General features: G+C 66.0%; 12 protein-coding genes. 11 read left to right on the top strand and 1 reads right to left on the bottom strand.

Translation table 11 applies throughout. From position 1 onward, the window contains the following. The first annotated feature begins 72 nt into the window (after window positions 1-72). The 3 genes from V9L20_RS08520 (at window position 73) to V9L20_RS08530 (ending at window position 4071) form a co-directional block, all read left to right on the top strand. A complete protein-coding gene (locus V9L20_RS08520; protein WP_337296244.1) occupies window positions 73-1863 on the top strand; it encodes an acyl-CoA dehydrogenase in 1791 nt (596 codons plus the stop codon). Window positions 1864-1942: 79 nt separating this feature from the next. After that, a complete protein-coding gene (locus V9L20_RS08525; protein ID WP_258507701.1) occupies window positions 1943-2905 on the top strand; it encodes an NAD(P)H-dependent flavin oxidoreductase in 963 nt (320 codons plus the stop codon). A gap of 50 nt (window positions 2906-2955) precedes the next feature. Beyond that, window positions 2956-4071 carry an acyltransferase family protein gene (locus tag V9L20_RS08530; protein WP_337296245.1) on the top strand — a complete coding sequence of 372 codons (1116 nt, stop codon included), beginning with the start codon at window positions 2956-2958 and terminating at the stop codon, window positions 4069-4071. Between the two features lie 30 nt (window positions 4072-4101). On the opposite strand, the gene V9L20_RS08535 is transcribed toward V9L20_RS08530, so the two are convergent. Beyond that, window positions 4102-4524, bottom strand: coding sequence for a cupin domain-containing protein (locus V9L20_RS08535; protein WP_126749050.1), 423 nt, complete (start codon window positions 4522-4524; stop codon window positions 4102-4104). A 141-nt stretch (window positions 4525-4665) separates the two neighbouring features. On the opposite strand from V9L20_RS08535, the gene V9L20_RS08540 reads away from it, so the two are divergent. From V9L20_RS08540 to V9L20_RS08575, 8 genes are all read left to right on the top strand, one after another. Then, window positions 4666-5112: an ArsR/SmtB family transcription factor gene (locus V9L20_RS08540; RefSeq protein ID WP_337296424.1), complete on the top strand. Its 447-nt coding sequence runs from the start codon at window positions 4666-4668 to the stop codon at window positions 5110-5112. Beyond that, on the top strand, window positions 5001-5465 hold the full coding sequence (locus V9L20_RS08545) for an SRPBCC family protein (protein ID WP_337296246.1): 465 nt from the start codon (window positions 5001-5003) through the stop codon (window positions 5463-5465). Before V9L20_RS08540 ends, V9L20_RS08545 begins: the two co-directional genes overlap by 112 nt. Next, complete coding sequence (locus tag V9L20_RS08550) at window positions 5462-7045, top strand: MFS transporter (RefSeq protein ID WP_337296247.1); 1584 nt, start codon at window positions 5462-5464, stop codon at window positions 7043-7045. Before V9L20_RS08545 ends, V9L20_RS08550 begins: the two co-directional genes overlap by 4 nt. Window positions 7046-7095: 50 nt before the next feature. Next, entirely contained in the window at window positions 7096-7281 is a 186-nt protein-coding gene (locus tag V9L20_RS08555) for a hypothetical protein (RefSeq protein ID WP_126749054.1), read from the top strand. Between the two features lie 32 nt (window positions 7282-7313). Further along, window positions 7314-8438 (top strand): chorismate synthase, encoded by a 1125-nt coding sequence (gene aroC / locus V9L20_RS08560; protein WP_337296248.1) that lies wholly within the window; start codon window positions 7314-7316, stop codon window positions 8436-8438. Continuing rightward, a complete protein-coding gene (locus V9L20_RS08565) occupies window positions 8438-9631 on the top strand; it encodes an MFS transporter (RefSeq protein WP_337296249.1) in 1194 nt (397 codons plus the stop codon). Before aroC ends, V9L20_RS08565 begins: the two co-directional genes overlap by 1 nt. A gap of 116 nt (window positions 9632-9747) precedes the next feature. Further along, window positions 9748-11934 (top strand): LamG-like jellyroll fold domain-containing protein, encoded by a 2187-nt coding sequence (locus V9L20_RS08570; RefSeq protein ID WP_337296250.1) that lies wholly within the window; start codon window positions 9748-9750, stop codon window positions 11932-11934. Window positions 11935-12321: 387 nt separating this feature from the next. Continuing rightward, window positions 12322-15288, top strand: a complete 2967-nt coding sequence (locus V9L20_RS08575; RefSeq protein ID WP_337296251.1) for a type VI secretion system Vgr family protein — start codon at window positions 12322-12324, stop codon at window positions 15286-15288.

A 15288-nucleotide genomic window follows, 5' to 3' on the forward strand; every position in this document is an offset into this window, starting at 1 on the left:
CGATTGCCGCACTGAGCCGGAGGGCATCGTTCGCGATGCCCTTTTCGTATCCGCCGTATCTGGAGACAAGAGATGAGCTACACCGCCCCCCTCAAGGACATGCTGTTCGACATCGAGCACCTGGCCAACATCGGCGAGATCGCCAAGCTGCCCGGCTTTGAAGACGCGGGCCTCGAAACCGCGCAAGCGGTGCTAGAGGAATGCGCGCGCTTCAACCAGGACGTGGTCGCGCCGCTGAATGTGGAGGGCGACCGCAATCCTTCGTCGTTCAAGGGCGGAGAGGTAGCCACCACCCCGGGCTTCAAGGAAGCCTTTGCGCAGTACGTGTCGGGCGGCTGGCAGGGCCTGCAGCATCCGGCGGACTTCGGCGGCCAGGGCCTGCCCAAGACCATTGGCGCAGCCTGCGGCGAAATGCTCAACTCAGCCAACATGAGCTTTGCGCTGTGCCCGCTGCTGAGCGACGGCGCCATCGAGGCGCTGCTCACGGCCGGCTCCGACGAGCTCAAGGCGGTGTACCTGGAAAAGCTGGTGAGCGGCCAATGGACCGGCACCATGAACCTCACCGAGCCGCAGGCCGGCAGCGACCTTGCGCTGGTGCGCAGCCGCGCCGAACCGCAGCCTGACGGCACCTACAAGATCTTCGGCACCAAGATCTTCATTACCTACGGCGAGCACGACATGGCCGAGAACATCGTGCACCTCGTGCTTGCACGCGTCACCGGCGCGCCCGAGGGCGTGAAGGGCATCAGCCTGTTCGTCGTGCCCAAGTTCATCGTCGGCAAGGATGGGTCGCTGGGCGAGCGCAACGACGTGCACTGCGTGAGCATCGAGCACAAGATGGGCATCAAGGCCAGTCCTACCGCCGTGCTGCAGTACGGCGACAACGGCGGTGCCGTGGGCTACATCGTCGGCCAGGAGAACCGCGGCCTCGAGTACATGTTCATCATGATGAACTCGGCCCGCTATGCCGTGGGCATGCAGGGCATTGCCATTGCCGAGCGCGCCTACCAGCACGCCGTGGCCTACGCGAAGGACCGCGTACAGAGCCGCCCGGTCGACGGCTCGATGAACGCCAGCGCGCCGATCATTCACCACCCCGACGTCAAGCGCATGCTGATGACGATGCGTGCCTACACCGAAGGCTGCCGCGCCATGGCCAGCGTGGCCGCCGCCGCCTACGACGCGGCGCACCACCACCCCGATGCGGAAGCTCGCAAGCAGAACCAGGCGTTCTACGAATTCATGGTGCCGCTGGTCAAGGGCTACAGCACCGAGATGAGCCTGGAAGTGACCTCGCTCGGCGTGCAGGTGCACGGCGGCATGGGTTTCATCGAGGAGACAGGGGCGGCGCAGTACTACCGCGATGCCAAGATCCTCACGATCTACGAGGGCACCACGGCCATCCAGGCGAACGACCTCGTCGGGCGCAAGACGGCGCGCGACGGCGGGCAGACGGCCAAGGCCATTGCAGCGCAAATCGAGAAGACCGAGGCCGAGCTCGCCAAGAGCGAGAGCGCGGCGGCCGCGGCGGTTCTCAAGCGCCTGAAGGCCGCGCGCCAAGCGTTTGTCGAGGTGGTCGACTTCGTCGCGGGCCAGACCAAGGCATCGCCCAATGCGGTGTTCGCGGGCAGCGTGCCTTACCTGATGCTGGCGGGCAACCTGGTGGCCGGCTGGCAGCTGGCACGCTCGCTGATCATTGCCGAGGACCTTGCCTCGCACAGCGTCGACACCGATTTCATGCAAGCCAAGGTGGCCACGGCGCGCTTCTACGCCGAGCACATTCTCAACAAGGTACCGGGCATCCGCGACAGCATCGTCGACGGCGCGGAAAGCGTTACCGCACTGGCACTCGACGCCTTCTGACCCAAGGCCATGTGTCGCCCACCTGACGGGCGGCGCAGCCTTCCTCTTATATAAAACCGAAACTCATCCCGGAGAAGACATGTCCAAGCTGCCCCCCGTGCTCGCGAACCTGCCGCTGCCCATCATCGGCTCGCCGCTGTTCATCATCAGCAACCCCAAGCTCGTGATCGCGCAGTGCAAGGCGGGCGTGGTCGGCTCCATGCCGGCGCTGAATGCACGCCCCGCGGCGCAGCTCGAAGAGTGGCTGATCGAAATCACCGAAGAGCTCGCGGCCTACAACAAGGCCAACCCGGACAAGCCCGCCGCGCCGTTCGCCATCAACCAGATCGTGCACAAGAGCAACGACCGCCTCGAGCACGACATGGAAATGGTCGTGAAGTACAAGGTGCCGATCGTCATCACGTCGCTGGGCGCACGCACCGATGTGAACGATGCGGTGCACAGCTACGGCGGCGTCACGCTGCACGACATCATCAACAACAAGTTCGCGCAGAAGGCGATCGAGAAGGGCGCCGACGGCATCATTGCCGTGGCGGCCGGTGCCGGCGGCCATGCGGGCGTGAAGAGCCCGTTTGCGCTGGTACAGGAAATCCGCCAGTGGTTCGACGGCCCCATCGCGCTGTCGGGCTCCATTGCGACCGGCGGTGCGGTGCTCGCGGCGCAAGCCATGGGCGCCGACTTCGCGTACATCGGCACTGCCTTCATCGCCACCGAAGAAGCGCGTGCCAGCGATGAATACAAGCAGGCCATTGTCGACGGCACCTCCGACGACATCGTGTACTCGAACCTCTTTACCGGCGTGCACGGCAACTACCTGGCGCCCAGCATCGTCAAGGCCGGCATGGACCCGGCCAACCTGCCCGAAGGCGATGTGAAGACCATGAACTTCGCCGCCGGAGAAGGCAGCAAGGCCAAGGCCTGGAAAGACATCTGGGGCTCGGGCCAGGGCATCGGCGCTGTGACCGAAGTGGCCAGCGCCGCCGCATTCATCGAAAAGCTCAAGCGCGAATACCAAGAAGCAAGGCAGCGGCTCGCGCTTTGAACGGCGCGGACAAACCGGCACCTGCCGCGGAGCCCCCGCAGCGCGGGCGGATGCCGCTGCTCGACATTGCCAAGGGCATCGCTTGCGCGGTGATCGTCGGGCACCACCTGACGCGCTACGGCGCGATGCCAGCCGGAGCTTTTCCCCTGGCCCCCGCCTTCCTTGGTTGGTTGGCGGACGATGGCCGGCTTGCCGTGCAGGTGTTCCTGGTGATCGCGGGTTTTCTGGCAGCCGCCAGCCTGGCGCCGGACGGCGTGCTGCGTGTCGACCGGCCCATGGCGCGCATCCTCCAGCGCTATGGCCGGTTGGTGATGCCCTACCTGGCCGCACTCACAGTGTGTGTGCTGGTGGCCGCCCTCGTGCGCCCCTGGATGAGCGGCGACGATGTGCCCGCTTCGCCCAGCATCGGCCAACTGCTCGCCCACGGGTTGCTGATGCAGGACCTGCTGGACTACGACGCGCTCTCCACCGGCGTCTGGTATGTGGCCATCGACTTTCAGCTCTTCGTGCTGGCGCTGACGCTCATGGGAATGCCGGCCGTGTTGCGGCGGGGCAGGGCGACGTCGTTGGCGGCAGCCTCGCGTGAACACTGGATTCCCGTGGCGCTCGTGCTTGCGGTCGCCATCGCCTCGCTGGTGGTTTTCAACCGCAATGCCGATCTCGACGACACGGCGTTCTATTTCTTCGGTGCCTACGGCCTCGGCATGCTGGTGTTCTGGATCGGACGCGCCACGCGCGACAGCACCTGGCAGAGCGCCATCGCGCTGCTGGCGCTGACCGGCGCGGGCGCGCTGGCCATCGATTGGCGCAGCCGCATCGCCATCGCCTTGGTAAGCGCGCTGTTGATTGCGGTTGCGCAGCGGCAAGACTGGCTCGCGCTCGCAGGCCGGCCGAATGCGGCCATGCCGCTGCAGCGCCTGGGCCGCATCTCGTACTCGCTGTTCCTGATTCACTTTCCGGTGCTGCTGGCCACCAACGCAATGGTTGCGCAACTGGGGCCGCATGCCGCGTGGATCGACGCGCTCGGCATGGCCGTCACCTTCTGTCTTTCGGTGGCGGCCGCGCTGGTGCTGTACCGCTGGGTGGAGGTGCGCCCGGCGTCATGGCGCTCGGTAGCCGGACTGTTTGCCGCGCTGCTGGTCAGCGGGATGCTGGTCGCTCCCTGAACGGCCGCTACCAAAAGCCGCGGCAGCCTGTCAGGGCCAAGGCGTAGGCGGCGGAATCTCGCAAACCGGCTCGACATCCACGCTCTTGAAGTCCGCCGGCGAGACGATCTCCAGGTATTCCATGTCCGGCGAGTAGTCGAACAGGAAGTGCCGGATGCCGGGCCGCTGGTGCACGACGTCGCCGGCTTCGACCAGGGTTTCCTTGTCTTCGTACATGAAGCGGGCCCAGCCCTTGACCATGATCACGATCTGGAAGTCCGCCTCGTGGCGGTGCCAGCCAGTGCCCGCTTCCGGTGCCATGTTGGCCTTGACGAGGTGCGCGATGACTTTGCCGTTTGTGGCCTCCGCGATGCCGAGGTCGCGGTAAAGAAAGAAATCGCGCAGGCCGCCCGAGACAAACTCCGTATCGCCGGGCTTGACGTGGGAGAACTGGGTAGCGGTTCGGTCCAGCATGGGGCGCTCCTTTGCAGGTGATGCAGGTGGTGGTTGTGCCGCGGTGCAGCACGCATAAAGCGTTCCCAAAGACATCTGCGGCAAAGGGCTGATTCAAGCGATGGCTTGACGGGCCTGAAGCGCGACGAGATACTAAACCATATGGTTCACTCAGATCCCGTTTCGCTGGACGCCGTCTTTGCCGCCCTTTCCGACCCGACGCGCCGCGCCGTGCTCGAGACCCTGGGCGAGCGCAGCCTCAGCGTGACCGAGCTTGCAGAGCCGCACGGCATGTCGCTCACCGGCTTCATGAAGCACCTGCGGGTGCTCGAAGACGCCGGCCTTATCTCGCGCACGAAAGAGGGCCGGGTCGTGCAGTGCGAACTCTCGCCGCGGCCCATGCAGGAGGCTGCCGTGTGGCTATCCCGTTACGAGAAATTCTGGACCGGGCGCCTCGATGCACTGGCCCGCTATCTCTACCACCAAGAGGAGACCGAATGGCAAAACCTGCCGCCCCCGCCACGGAGCGACCCTCGCTCACCCTCCGCAGGCACTACCCCGTCGCCGCCGAAAAAGTCTGGCGCGCGTGGACCGACCCGCAAGCGCTGAAAGCCTGGTTCGGCCCGGAAGAAATCGTTTCCGTTCCCATTGCCGAAGTCGACCTGCGCGTGGGCGGTCGCTTTCGCGTGACCATGCTCGCCGCCGATGGCGAGACGCACGACGTGAGCGGCGTCTACCAGGAGCTGGTGCCCAACCGCAAACTGGTTTTCAGTTGGGCCTGGCGCAGCACACCGGAGCGCGAATCGCGCGTCACGGTGCGGATCGAGCCCGACGGCAACGGCTGCGAGCTGGTGCTGATGCACGAGCAGTTCTTCGACGAGGTGGCACGCGACGGGCACGAGCACGGCTGGACGGGCGCCATGGTCAAGCTCGAGCAATGGTTGGCGAAAGCGGCTGAATGACCGGCGGGCGCGACGCGTCTGCCGGCAGGCCGCCGCCGGCCCGTGCAACGGCGCGCGAGTGGACGGGGCTTGCCGTCATCGCGCTGCCGTGCATGCTGTATTCGATGGATCTCACGGTGCTGAACCTTGCGATTCCGTCGATCAGCGAAGACCTCAAGCCCACTGCCTCGCAGTTGCTGTGGATCGTCGATATCTACGGCTTCTTCGTCGCCGGGCTGCTGGTCACCATGGGCACGCTGGGCGACCGCATCGGCCGGCGTCGGCTGCTTTTGATCGGCGCGGCGGCGTTCGGCATCGCTTCCGTGCTGGCCGCGTTCTCTACCAGCGCCAACATGCTCATCGCCACGCGGGCGCTGCTCGGCGTCGCGGGCGCAACGCTCGCACCGTCGACCCTTTCGTTGATCCGCAACATGTTTCTCGATCCGGGGCAGCGCACGGTGGCCATCGGCGTCTGGATTTCCAGCTACTCGGCCGGTGCGGTCATCGGCCCGGTGCTGGGCGGGGTGCTGCTGCAGTTCTTTCCGTGGGGCTCGGTGTTCCTGATCGGCGTGCCGGTAATGGTGCTGCTGCTGGTGCTCGGCCCCATGCTGCTGCCCGAATACCGCGACCCGGAAGCGGGGCGGCTCGACCTGGCCAGCGTGGCGCTTTCGCTCGGCGCGGTGCTGGCGGCCATCTACGGCATCAAGCAGGTGGCGGAGCACGGGCCGGATGCCGTGTCGGCCCTGGCTATCGTGGCCGGCGTGGCGCTTGGGTGGGCGTTCGCGCGCAGGCAGCGGCGGCTGGCCGATCCGATGATCGACCTGCGCCTGTTCCGGCTGCCTGCTTTCCGCATCTCGCTGGCGGCGTATATGCTGGCCTGCTTCGTGATGTTCGGCATGTTTCTCTACAACGCGCAATACCTGCAGCTGGTGCTCGGGCTCTCGCCGCTGCACGCGGGTCTTTGGAGCGTGCCCAGCGCGGCCGCCTTCATTGCCGGCTCCATGGTGGTGTCCGCGCTGGTGCGCCGCATGCGGCCTGCGTTTGTGATGGGCGGCGGCTTGGGCGTTGCGGCCCTGGGGTTCGCGATGCTCGTGGTGCTCCCCGCGCAAGGCGGCCTGGCGTGGATGGTGGCCAGCGCGGTCATTTCCTCCCTGGGCCTGGCGCCGGTGTTCACGCTGGCCACCGACCTGGTGGTGGGCAGTGCGCCGCCCGAGCGCGCAGGCGTGGCCTCGGCCATCTCGGAAACGAGTTCGGAGTTCGGCGGTGCGCTCGGCATTGCGATTCTGGGCAGCATTGGCGCCGCCATCTACCGCGGCGCGATGGCGGATGCCATTCCAGCCGGCCTGGCGGGTGCTGCCGAAGTGGAGGCGGCGCGCAGCACGCTTGGCGGTGCGGTGGCTCTGGCCGACCAACTCGGGGGCACCGCTGGCGCCGAGCTGCTCGACACAGGCCGGGCCGCCTTGCTGCATGGCCTGCGGCTGACGGCCGGCATTTGCGCAGCGGTGCTATTGCTGGTGGGCGCGCTGGTGGCTGTGCGGCTGCGCAGCGCCGGAGAGGCCGCGCAGCCCAAGGCGCCGCCAGATGCATTGCCTGAGCGCTGACGAAGACCCATACTGCAGGCTCCACGACGAGACGATGAACGGAGCCTCCCATGAGCAACGAACTTCGCAAGAAGCTGCATGACCTGGCGGAACTGTCTGAAAACACCTCGGACCCGCAGACCAAGGCCATCATCGAGGCCATACGGCTGCAGACCGCCGTGCTGAACGAGCGGCTCTTTTCCATCGAGCTGCAGCTGGGCACGCTCACCAAGCGCATGGAAAACACGACTGACTGAGTGGCCGCCGCTTTGTAGGGATAATCCCAGCCATGAGCGGCAACACATTCGGAACTCTCTTCGCGGTCACCAATTTCGGCGAGTCGCACGGCCCGGCCATCGGCTGCGTGATCGACGGCTGCCCGCCCGGCATGGAACTGAGCGAAGCCGATATCCAGGGCGACCTCGACCGCCGGCGCCCCGGCACCAGCCGCCACGTTACCCAGCGCAACGAGCCCGACGCGGTGCAGATTCTTTCCGGCGTGTATGAAGGCAAGACCACCGGCACCCCTATTGCGCTGGTGATCCAGAACACCGACCAGCGCAGCAAGGACTACGGCCAGATCGCCCAGCAGTTCCGCCCCGGCCACGCCGACTTCACCTACTGGAAGAAATACAGCATCCGCGATCCGCGCGGCGGCGGACGTTCTTCGGCGCGGCTCACGGCGCCCATGGTGGCGGCCGGCGCGGTTGCCAAGAAGTGGCTGGCCGAAAAATACGGCATGGTGTTTCGCGGCTGCATGACGCAGATCGGCGAAATTGCCATTCCGTTCGAGAACTGGGACCACGTGCCCAGCAACCCCTTCTTCGCGCCCATTGCCGACGTGAGCGAGCTCGAGGCGTATATGGACCGCCTGCGCAAGGCCGGCGATTCGTGCGGCGCGCGCATCCGCGTCACGGCGACCAACGTGCCCGTCGGCCTTGGCGAGCCGCTGTTCGACAAGCTCGATGCTGAGATTGCCTACGCAATGATGGGCATCAACGCAGTGAAGGCCGTCGAGATTGGCGCTGGCTTCGATAGCATCACCCAGCGCGGCACCACGCATGGCGACTCGATCACGCCCACGGGCTTTGTCACCAACAACGCGGGTGGCATTCTGGGCGGCATCAGTTCGGGGCAAGACCTCGAAGTGAGCATCGCGATCAAGCCCACCAGCTCGATCATCAGCCCGCGCCAGTCCATCGACATCCACAACAACCCGGTCGAGGTGGTCACCAAGGGCCGCCACGACCCGTGCGTCGGCATTCGCGCCACGCCCATCGCCGAAGCCATGCTCGCGCTGGTGGTCATGGAGCATGTGCTGCGCAACCGTGCGCAGTGTGGCGACGTGCAGCAGCAGCAAAAGGCCGAAGCCGACAAGACCGAAGCTGCCTCGCCGCAGGCGTCTTTCCTCTAGTGTCCGCCCCGCCACCAGTGGCCGCCGGGCGCGGCCACCTGTTGGCGTTTGCTGGTCTGTCGGCCAGCTATTTCGCGCACATCGGTTTCTTCAACCCCTACCTGCCGCTGTGGCTGCAGGACCTGGGTCTGCCGATTTTCACGATCAGCCTGTTGGCTTCGGTGCAGTCGATCACCCGCGTGTTCGCGCCCTATGCCTGGGGCGCGCTCAGCGACCACACCGGCCACCGCGTGATGCTGCTGCGCTTCAGTGCCGCCGTGGCGCTGGTCAGTTCGTTCGGGCTCTGGTGGCATGGCGGCGCCTGGTGGCTGGCACTGGTGCTGTTGGTGATGTTTACCCACACCAGTTCGATGATGTCGCTCACCGAGGCTGCCATGGCGCAGCTCGTGGCCGGCGACTGGGGGCGCTACGGGCGCATTCGCCTGTGCGGCTCGGCCGGCTTTTTGGTGACGGTGTTCTTTGCGGGCGAGTGGTTCGAGCGCTTCGGCATGAAGCACTTTCCGGCCTGGGCGGCGGGCACGCTGGCCGTCGTGCTGATTGCGACCATGAAGCTGCCGGACATCCGCGAGCCCGTCGCGGCGCACGACGCAGTGAAGGAGCCTATCGGCCCCGTGCTGCGCATTCCGGCGGTGCGGTGGTTCTTTGCGGCGCTGTTCTTCCAGGTAATGGCGCACTTCTCGGTGTACGCATTTTTCTCGCTGTACCTCGATTCGCTGGGTTACGGCAAGAGTGTCATCGGGCTGCTGTGGGCGCTCTCGGTGGTGGCCGAGATCGTCTGGTTCTTTCTGCAGGGGCGGCTCATCGGCCTCTTGCCCATGCCGCGCTGGATGCTGGTGTGCGGCATCGCCGCCGTGGCGCGGCTGGGCCTTACTGCCGGGCTGGGCGGCTCGATTGCGGCGCTTGTCATTGCACAGTGGCTGCACGCGCTGAGTTTTGCGGCGCACCACACCACCTGCATTGCCGTGGTGTCGCGCCGCTTTCCCGGGCGGCTGCGCGGGCGGGGGCAGGCGCTGTTCACGGTGATCGGCTACGGCTTTGGCGGTGTGCTGGGCGTGCTGCTCGGCGGCGCGGTAGCGCAGGAAATCGGCTACCGCACCATGTTCGCGCTGGCGGCGTTGCTCGCGGTGGTGGGCTGCCTGTGCGCATGGCGGGTGATAAAGCTCGAACTGCTGGAGCGCGGGGCCAGGGCGTGACCCCGCGCTGAATAAAAGGCGCGCCGGCATTGCGCGCGCCAAAGTGTCACGGGCCTTAAATGCCTGCGTCACCGCGCCTGCCTACGCTTGCGCGCTTTTCAACGCTCCCCATCGACATGTCTGCTTCTGACGACTCGCACGGCGCCCGCGCGCCGCACACCCCTTCTCCGGCCGAACCATCTCCCGCCCATCCTGCCCAGCCGCCACGCCGGCAGGTTCTCAAGCTCGGTGCGTCACTGCTGACTGTCGGCGGTAGCAGCGCATTGCTGGCGGCCTGCGGCGGTGGGGGAGGCGGAGCGCCGGGCTTCAATCCGTTGCCGGCGCCGGCCCCGTCGCCTGCACCAGCCCCAGCGCCGGCTCCGACGCCCGCACCGGCCCCGCCGCCTGTCGCGTCGAAGATCTCGAGCTTCGCGCTCGCCGTAATGCCCGACACGCAGTTCTACGCGCGCTACGCCACCGCCGCCGAGAGCGACCAGTACGACAAGCGCTTCGGCAGCGCACCCTTCGCCGCACAGACGAAATGGATCGCAGCCAACGCCGCGGCGCTGAACATCCCGTTCACCATTCACCTGGGCGATGTGGTCGACCAGGTCGGCAAGCCCGACCAGTGGAAGGTGGCCGATGCCGCGATGAAGGTGCTCGAAGACGCCAAGCTGCCCTACAGCGTGCTCGCCGGCAACCACGACGTGTTGAACGATGTGGACTACGGCATCGACCCGAACGGCGGCACCGACGCCACCCGCACGCTCGCCAACGAGCCTTATCTCCAATGGTTTGGCGCCGAGCGCGCCAAGCGCCAGGCCACCTTCGGCGCGCGCGACAGCAGCGGCTTTCATGAGTACCACGTGTTCGAGGCGCAGGGCCAGAAGTTCATGGTGCTGTCGCTGTCGTGGCGCATCTCGGACGCCGGCATTGCCTGGGCGCGCCAGGTGATTGCAAAGAACCCGACGCTGCCCGTGATCCTGGTGAACCACCAGCTGCTGAACATCGATGCCGACGGCACCAGCCCGCTCGAGACCGACTACGGCAAGATGCTGTGGGAAAAGCTGATCCGCGACAACGACCAGATCTTCATGACGCTCAACGGCCACCACCATGGCGCGGCGCACCTCACGAAGACCAACGACTTCGGCCACAAGGTCGAGGAGATGGTGGTCGACTACCAGATGGCCTACCAGGGCGGCAACGGCCTGATGCGCCTCTACGAATTCGACCTGACCCACAACCAGATCAAGGTGCTGTCGTTCTCGCCGTGGGTGCCGCAGAAGCCGGCCGACACGCTGAACAGCTTCGACCAGGCCGTGCTCACCACGCCCAATGAGTCCTTCGTCATCGGGATGGATTTTGCGCAGCGCTTCGCGGGCTTCAACAAGGCTTTCGGCACGGGCGAAGCTCTCATCGAGGGCTCGTTGGTTGATAAGGCCAGGGCGATGGTTCTCGCGAACTACAAGGAGCCCGATGTCCCCGTGCAGCGGCCCGCCGCGAATGCTGACGATTACCCCCAGGTCGCGAACACGCTGGCGCATTGGCGCTTCTTCGGCGGCACCGTCAACCAGCCGGTGCTCCCGGGCACCGTCATTGCAGACGTCACGGGCAACAACCCGCTGCACCGCGACACGCTGAACCAGGGCGGCATCGCGGGTGCGGCCGACGCCGACATCGTGTGGAGCGACGACCGCCACCATCTCTCGGCCGCGCCGGGCTCGGTGCGCTTCCTGAACACCGACAAGAACGTGCCGCGCCTGAGCTACTTCCTCACCGAGGCCGCAGCGCCGATCAACGGCCAGACGCTGGACAACGGCTACACCGTCGAGGCGTTCGTGAAGATCGAAAAGAGCTGGACCAGCAACAAGCAGGCGTGGATGAACATCATGACACGCGACGGCCGGCGTGGCGACCTGGCCGGCTACCAGGGCGGCGACCCTGAAGCGCCGCCGATGCTGTTCGCCATCTCGAGCCTGCGCGAAGTGCAATGGGAAGTGGTGCCGAGCACGGCCGGCACTCGCTCGCCCAAGACCAACTGGTCCGGCGAGGTGATTGCCGACCGCTGGGTGCACATCGCCATCGTCAACGACCCCGTGTCGCACGACACCACGATGTATGTGGAAGGCGCGCCGGTGCTGCGCAACATCAGCAATGCGCCCGGCCTTGCCACGCTCTCGGCCACCTCGCCTTGGGTGGTGGGCGGCGGCTCGTGGGACGGCGCCCGGGCCGACGGCTTCTTCGGCCACATCGGCGAGGTGCGGGTGGTGGCTGCCGCTCTGGCGCCGCCCCAATGGCTCACGGCCCGCAAGGCGGCCTGACGAAGCCAAGGGCGGGAAGGACTACTTTCCGCCCATTACCGGCTGAAGGCTTTTCGCCTGTTTGGCCGATGAGATCACCCGGAATGCGCTATTCCGGGTGATCTTTTAAATACTAAGTATTCCTCGCATTGGAGCCGCCTCATTGCGGTCGGCAATTCACGTGGCCCCCGTTTCCCGCTTTGCTCGCTGAAGCGTTCACGCCGTGAACTTTTTGTTCAAGCGGCTATTTGTCAATTTTTAGCATTGGCTTTTACGATAAATCAACATTTAAAATAAATGTGAACACGTGCAATGGGAGGTGAGCTTGAAGCTCATTTTGAAAACAATATTCTTATTGGATGAATTGCTATTAGGTAATTCGTCTTATCGGCTCAATGCGGTGCAGCAATGAACCGCCGCGTCACCATCCAAACGCCCTTGGGCGAGTCGTTGCAATTTCACCAACTGGTGGGCCGTGAGGTGCTGAGCCAGCTCTACACCTTCGACATCGACCTGCTGGGCAGCAGCAACGCGATCGACTCGAAAGCCCTGCTCGGCAAGGCGTCGACCGTGGCGGTGGAAACCGAAAGCGGCGGTGTGCGTTACCTGGGCGGCATTGCAACGCGCTTCGGCCTGCAGCAGGAAGACGCACGCCACTCGTTCTATCGCCTGCAACTGCGGCCTTGGCTGTGGCTTGCCACGCGGCGCAGCGATTTCCGCATTTTCCAGGGCAAGAGCGTTCCCGACATATTGACCGAAGTGCTGGGCAGCTACGGCTATCCCATCGAGAAGAAGCTCAGCCGGGGCGACTACCGCCGCTGGGACTACTGCGTGCAGTACCACGAGAGCGACTTCAACTTCATCTCGCGGCTGTGCGAGCTCGAGGGCATCTACTATTACTTCCGGCACGAGGCTTCGCAGCACGTGCTGGTGTTTGCAGACGACATTGCAAGTTCGCACGCGCCGCTGCCCGGCGGCGAATCGGTGCGCTTTCATCCGCTCGAAAAATCCGGCATGGGCCAGCGCGAGCGCATCTATGCGTGGGAAACCGCTGAAGAGGTGCGCGCGGGCCATCACTACAACAACGACTACGACTTTGAGAAGCCCAAGGCCGACCTCTCGCACCTGCGGCAGATGCCGCCCGGGCACGACCACGACAGCTACGAGAACTACGAGTGGCCCGGCGGCTTTGTGCAGCACGCCGACGGCGAAACCTACGCGCGCATCCGTAACGAAGAGCAGCTGAGCCAGCGTAGCCGTGCGAGCGGCCGCTCCAACCTGCGCGAGCTCGCAACCGGCCACACGCTGCGGCTCACCGGCCACCCCAGGTCCGACCAGAACCGCCAATACCTGCTGCTGAGCGTGAGCTATCACCTGCAGGAAAACCTGCAGGCCAGCGAGGGCGCGGAAGCGACAGAGGGCTCGGTGCAGCGCTTTGCCTTCGATGCGCAGCCCACCAGCCTTGCATGGCGCCCGCGACGCACCACGCCCAAGCCGCGCACCCGCGGTCCGCAAACGGCCATGGTGGTCGGGCCTGCCGGCGAAGAAATCTGGACCGACCAGTACGGCCGCATCAAGGTGCAGTTTCACTGGGACCGCCTGGGCAAGGACGACGAGAACTCCAGCTGCTGGGTGCGTGTGTCCACCGCCTGGGCGGGCGCCACCTTTGGCGCGGTGTCGGTGCCGCGAATCGGCATGGAAGTGATCGTCGACTTTCTCAACGGAGATCCCGACTTCCCGATCGTGACGGGCTGTGTCTACAACGCCGACACCATGGCGGCTTGGCAATTGCCGGAGCAAAAGCATCTGTCGGGCATTCGCAGCCGCGAACTGGGCGGCGGGCGCGGCAATCACCTGGTGCTGGACGACACCCAGGGAAAGATCCAGGCGCAGCTGCGCAGCGACCACCAGGCCAGCCAGCTGAGCGTGGGGCACATCGGGCGCATCGAAGACACGGCCGGCCGCAAGGAGCCGCGCGGGCAGGGCTTCGAATTGCGCACCGACGGGCATGGCGTGGTGCGCTCGGCGAAGGGCCTTCTGGTCACCACCGAGACGCGCGCCAACGCGCAGGCGCACATGACCGACATGGGCGAAACCGTCGGCCGGCTCACGCAAGGACGCGACCTGCATGAGAGCCTGGGCGAAATCGCGCGCACCGCCAAGGCCCACGAAACCGGCGACCAGGACGAAGTGGCCCGCAGCCTCAAGGAGCAGACGGACGCAATCAAGGGCCAAGGCGGCAACCGGGAGCAGGGCGAGTTCGCCGAGTTCCAGGAGCCGCACCTGACGCTCGCCAGCCCCGCGGGCATCCAGACCACCGCGCAGGGTTCCACGCACATCGTGAGCGTGGAGCACACGGCGATCACAAGCGGTGCGCATGCGAGTTTTGCCACGGGCAACAGCTTCCTGGTCAGCGCCAAGGATGCGGTGCGCATCGCGGCGTTCAACAAGGGCATCCGCATGGTGGCGGCGGCCGCCGACATCGACATCACCGCGCTCAAGGACAGCATCAACGCGCTGGCCAAGCTCGACATCAAGATGGAGGCCAACCGGATCACCATCACCGCGAAGGAAGAGATCGTCGTCAACGGCGGCTCCAGCTACACGCGGTGGAATGCGGGCGGCATCGAGAGCGGCACCAATGGCCTGTGGCGCGCGCATGCGTCGTCGCATTCGATGGTCGGCCCGAAGAGCGACGGGCCGCCGCGCCTGCCGCAGCCGCCGCAGCTCCCGCGCGGGCAACTCGACCTGTACCACCGCTACGTGAAAGCCGACGGCGCCATGCGCCAGGGCGTGAAGCAGGGCGACTACACGGTGGTCGATTCGGAAGGCGCAACGCACACGGGCAAGCTCGACGCGAACGGTTTCGCGTCGGTGGCCGGGCTTCCGCTCGGGCAGGCCAAGGTCACCTTCGGCGGCGACCCGAGCGATCCGTGGGAAACGGGCAGCTACTTCGCCAAGCCCGACCGCTGGCCGGCCGAACCTGCGAGCGACAAGGCGCTGGACTCCGAGGGCGGTGGAACGAGTTTCCTCGGCGGGCTAGGGGGTGCGGGCGGTCTGGGCAATGTTGCCGGCCTCGGCAGCAGTCTCGGTGGCATCGGCCAGTTCGGCAGCGCGGCGACCGGACTACTGGGCGCAGGCGCCGCGGGCTCGCTGGGCAAGGCGAGCGGGCTCGTGAGCCAGGTCGCCCAGGCGGCGAACACGGCGCAGCAAGCCGTCGGGGCCGTGCAGAGCCTGCAGCAGGGCGGCGCAAAAGCGTTGCTCGGGCAGGTCGGCCGGACCGCCACCGGCATGGCCGCGCAGGCTGTAGGCGCCAAGCTGCCTGCATCGCTGCCTTCGCTGCCGAGCGTTCAAACGCCGGGGTTCGCAGGCTGA

Source organism: Variovorax sp. CCNWLW225, assembly GCF_037204045.1.
GTDB lineage: Bacteria > Pseudomonadota > Gammaproteobacteria > Burkholderiales > Burkholderiaceae_C > Variovorax.

Coding starts and splice junctions, on each gene's coding strand:
- V9L20_RS08570 (WP_337296250.1), top strand. CDS start 9,748: ATGTCTGCTTCTGACGACTCGCACGGCGCCCGCGCGCCGCACACCCCT.
- V9L20_RS08535 (WP_126749050.1), bottom strand. CDS start 4,524: ATGCTGGACCGAACCGCTACCCAGTTCTCCCACGTCAAGCCCGGCGAT.
- V9L20_RS08540 (WP_337296424.1), top strand. CDS start 4,666: ATGGTTCACTCAGATCCCGTTTCGCTGGACGCCGTCTTTGCCGCCCTT.
- V9L20_RS08545 (WP_337296246.1), top strand. CDS start 5,001: ATGGCAAAACCTGCCGCCCCCGCCACGGAGCGACCCTCGCTCACCCTC.
- V9L20_RS08525 (WP_258507701.1), top strand. CDS start 1,943: ATGTCCAAGCTGCCCCCCGTGCTCGCGAACCTGCCGCTGCCCATCATC.
- aroC (WP_337296248.1), top strand. CDS start 7,314: ATGAGCGGCAACACATTCGGAACTCTCTTCGCGGTCACCAATTTCGGC.
- V9L20_RS08530 (WP_337296245.1), top strand. CDS start 2,956: ATGCCGCTGCTCGACATTGCCAAGGGCATCGCTTGCGCGGTGATCGTC.
- V9L20_RS08520 (WP_337296244.1), top strand. CDS start 73: ATGAGCTACACCGCCCCCCTCAAGGACATGCTGTTCGACATCGAGCAC.
- V9L20_RS08555 (WP_126749054.1), top strand. CDS start 7,096: ATGAGCAACGAACTTCGCAAGAAGCTGCATGACCTGGCGGAACTGTCT.
- V9L20_RS08575 (WP_337296251.1), top strand. CDS start 12,322: ATGAACCGCCGCGTCACCATCCAAACGCCCTTGGGCGAGTCGTTGCAA.
- V9L20_RS08550 (WP_337296247.1), top strand. CDS start 5,462: ATGACCGGCGGGCGCGACGCGTCTGCCGGCAGGCCGCCGCCGGCCCGT.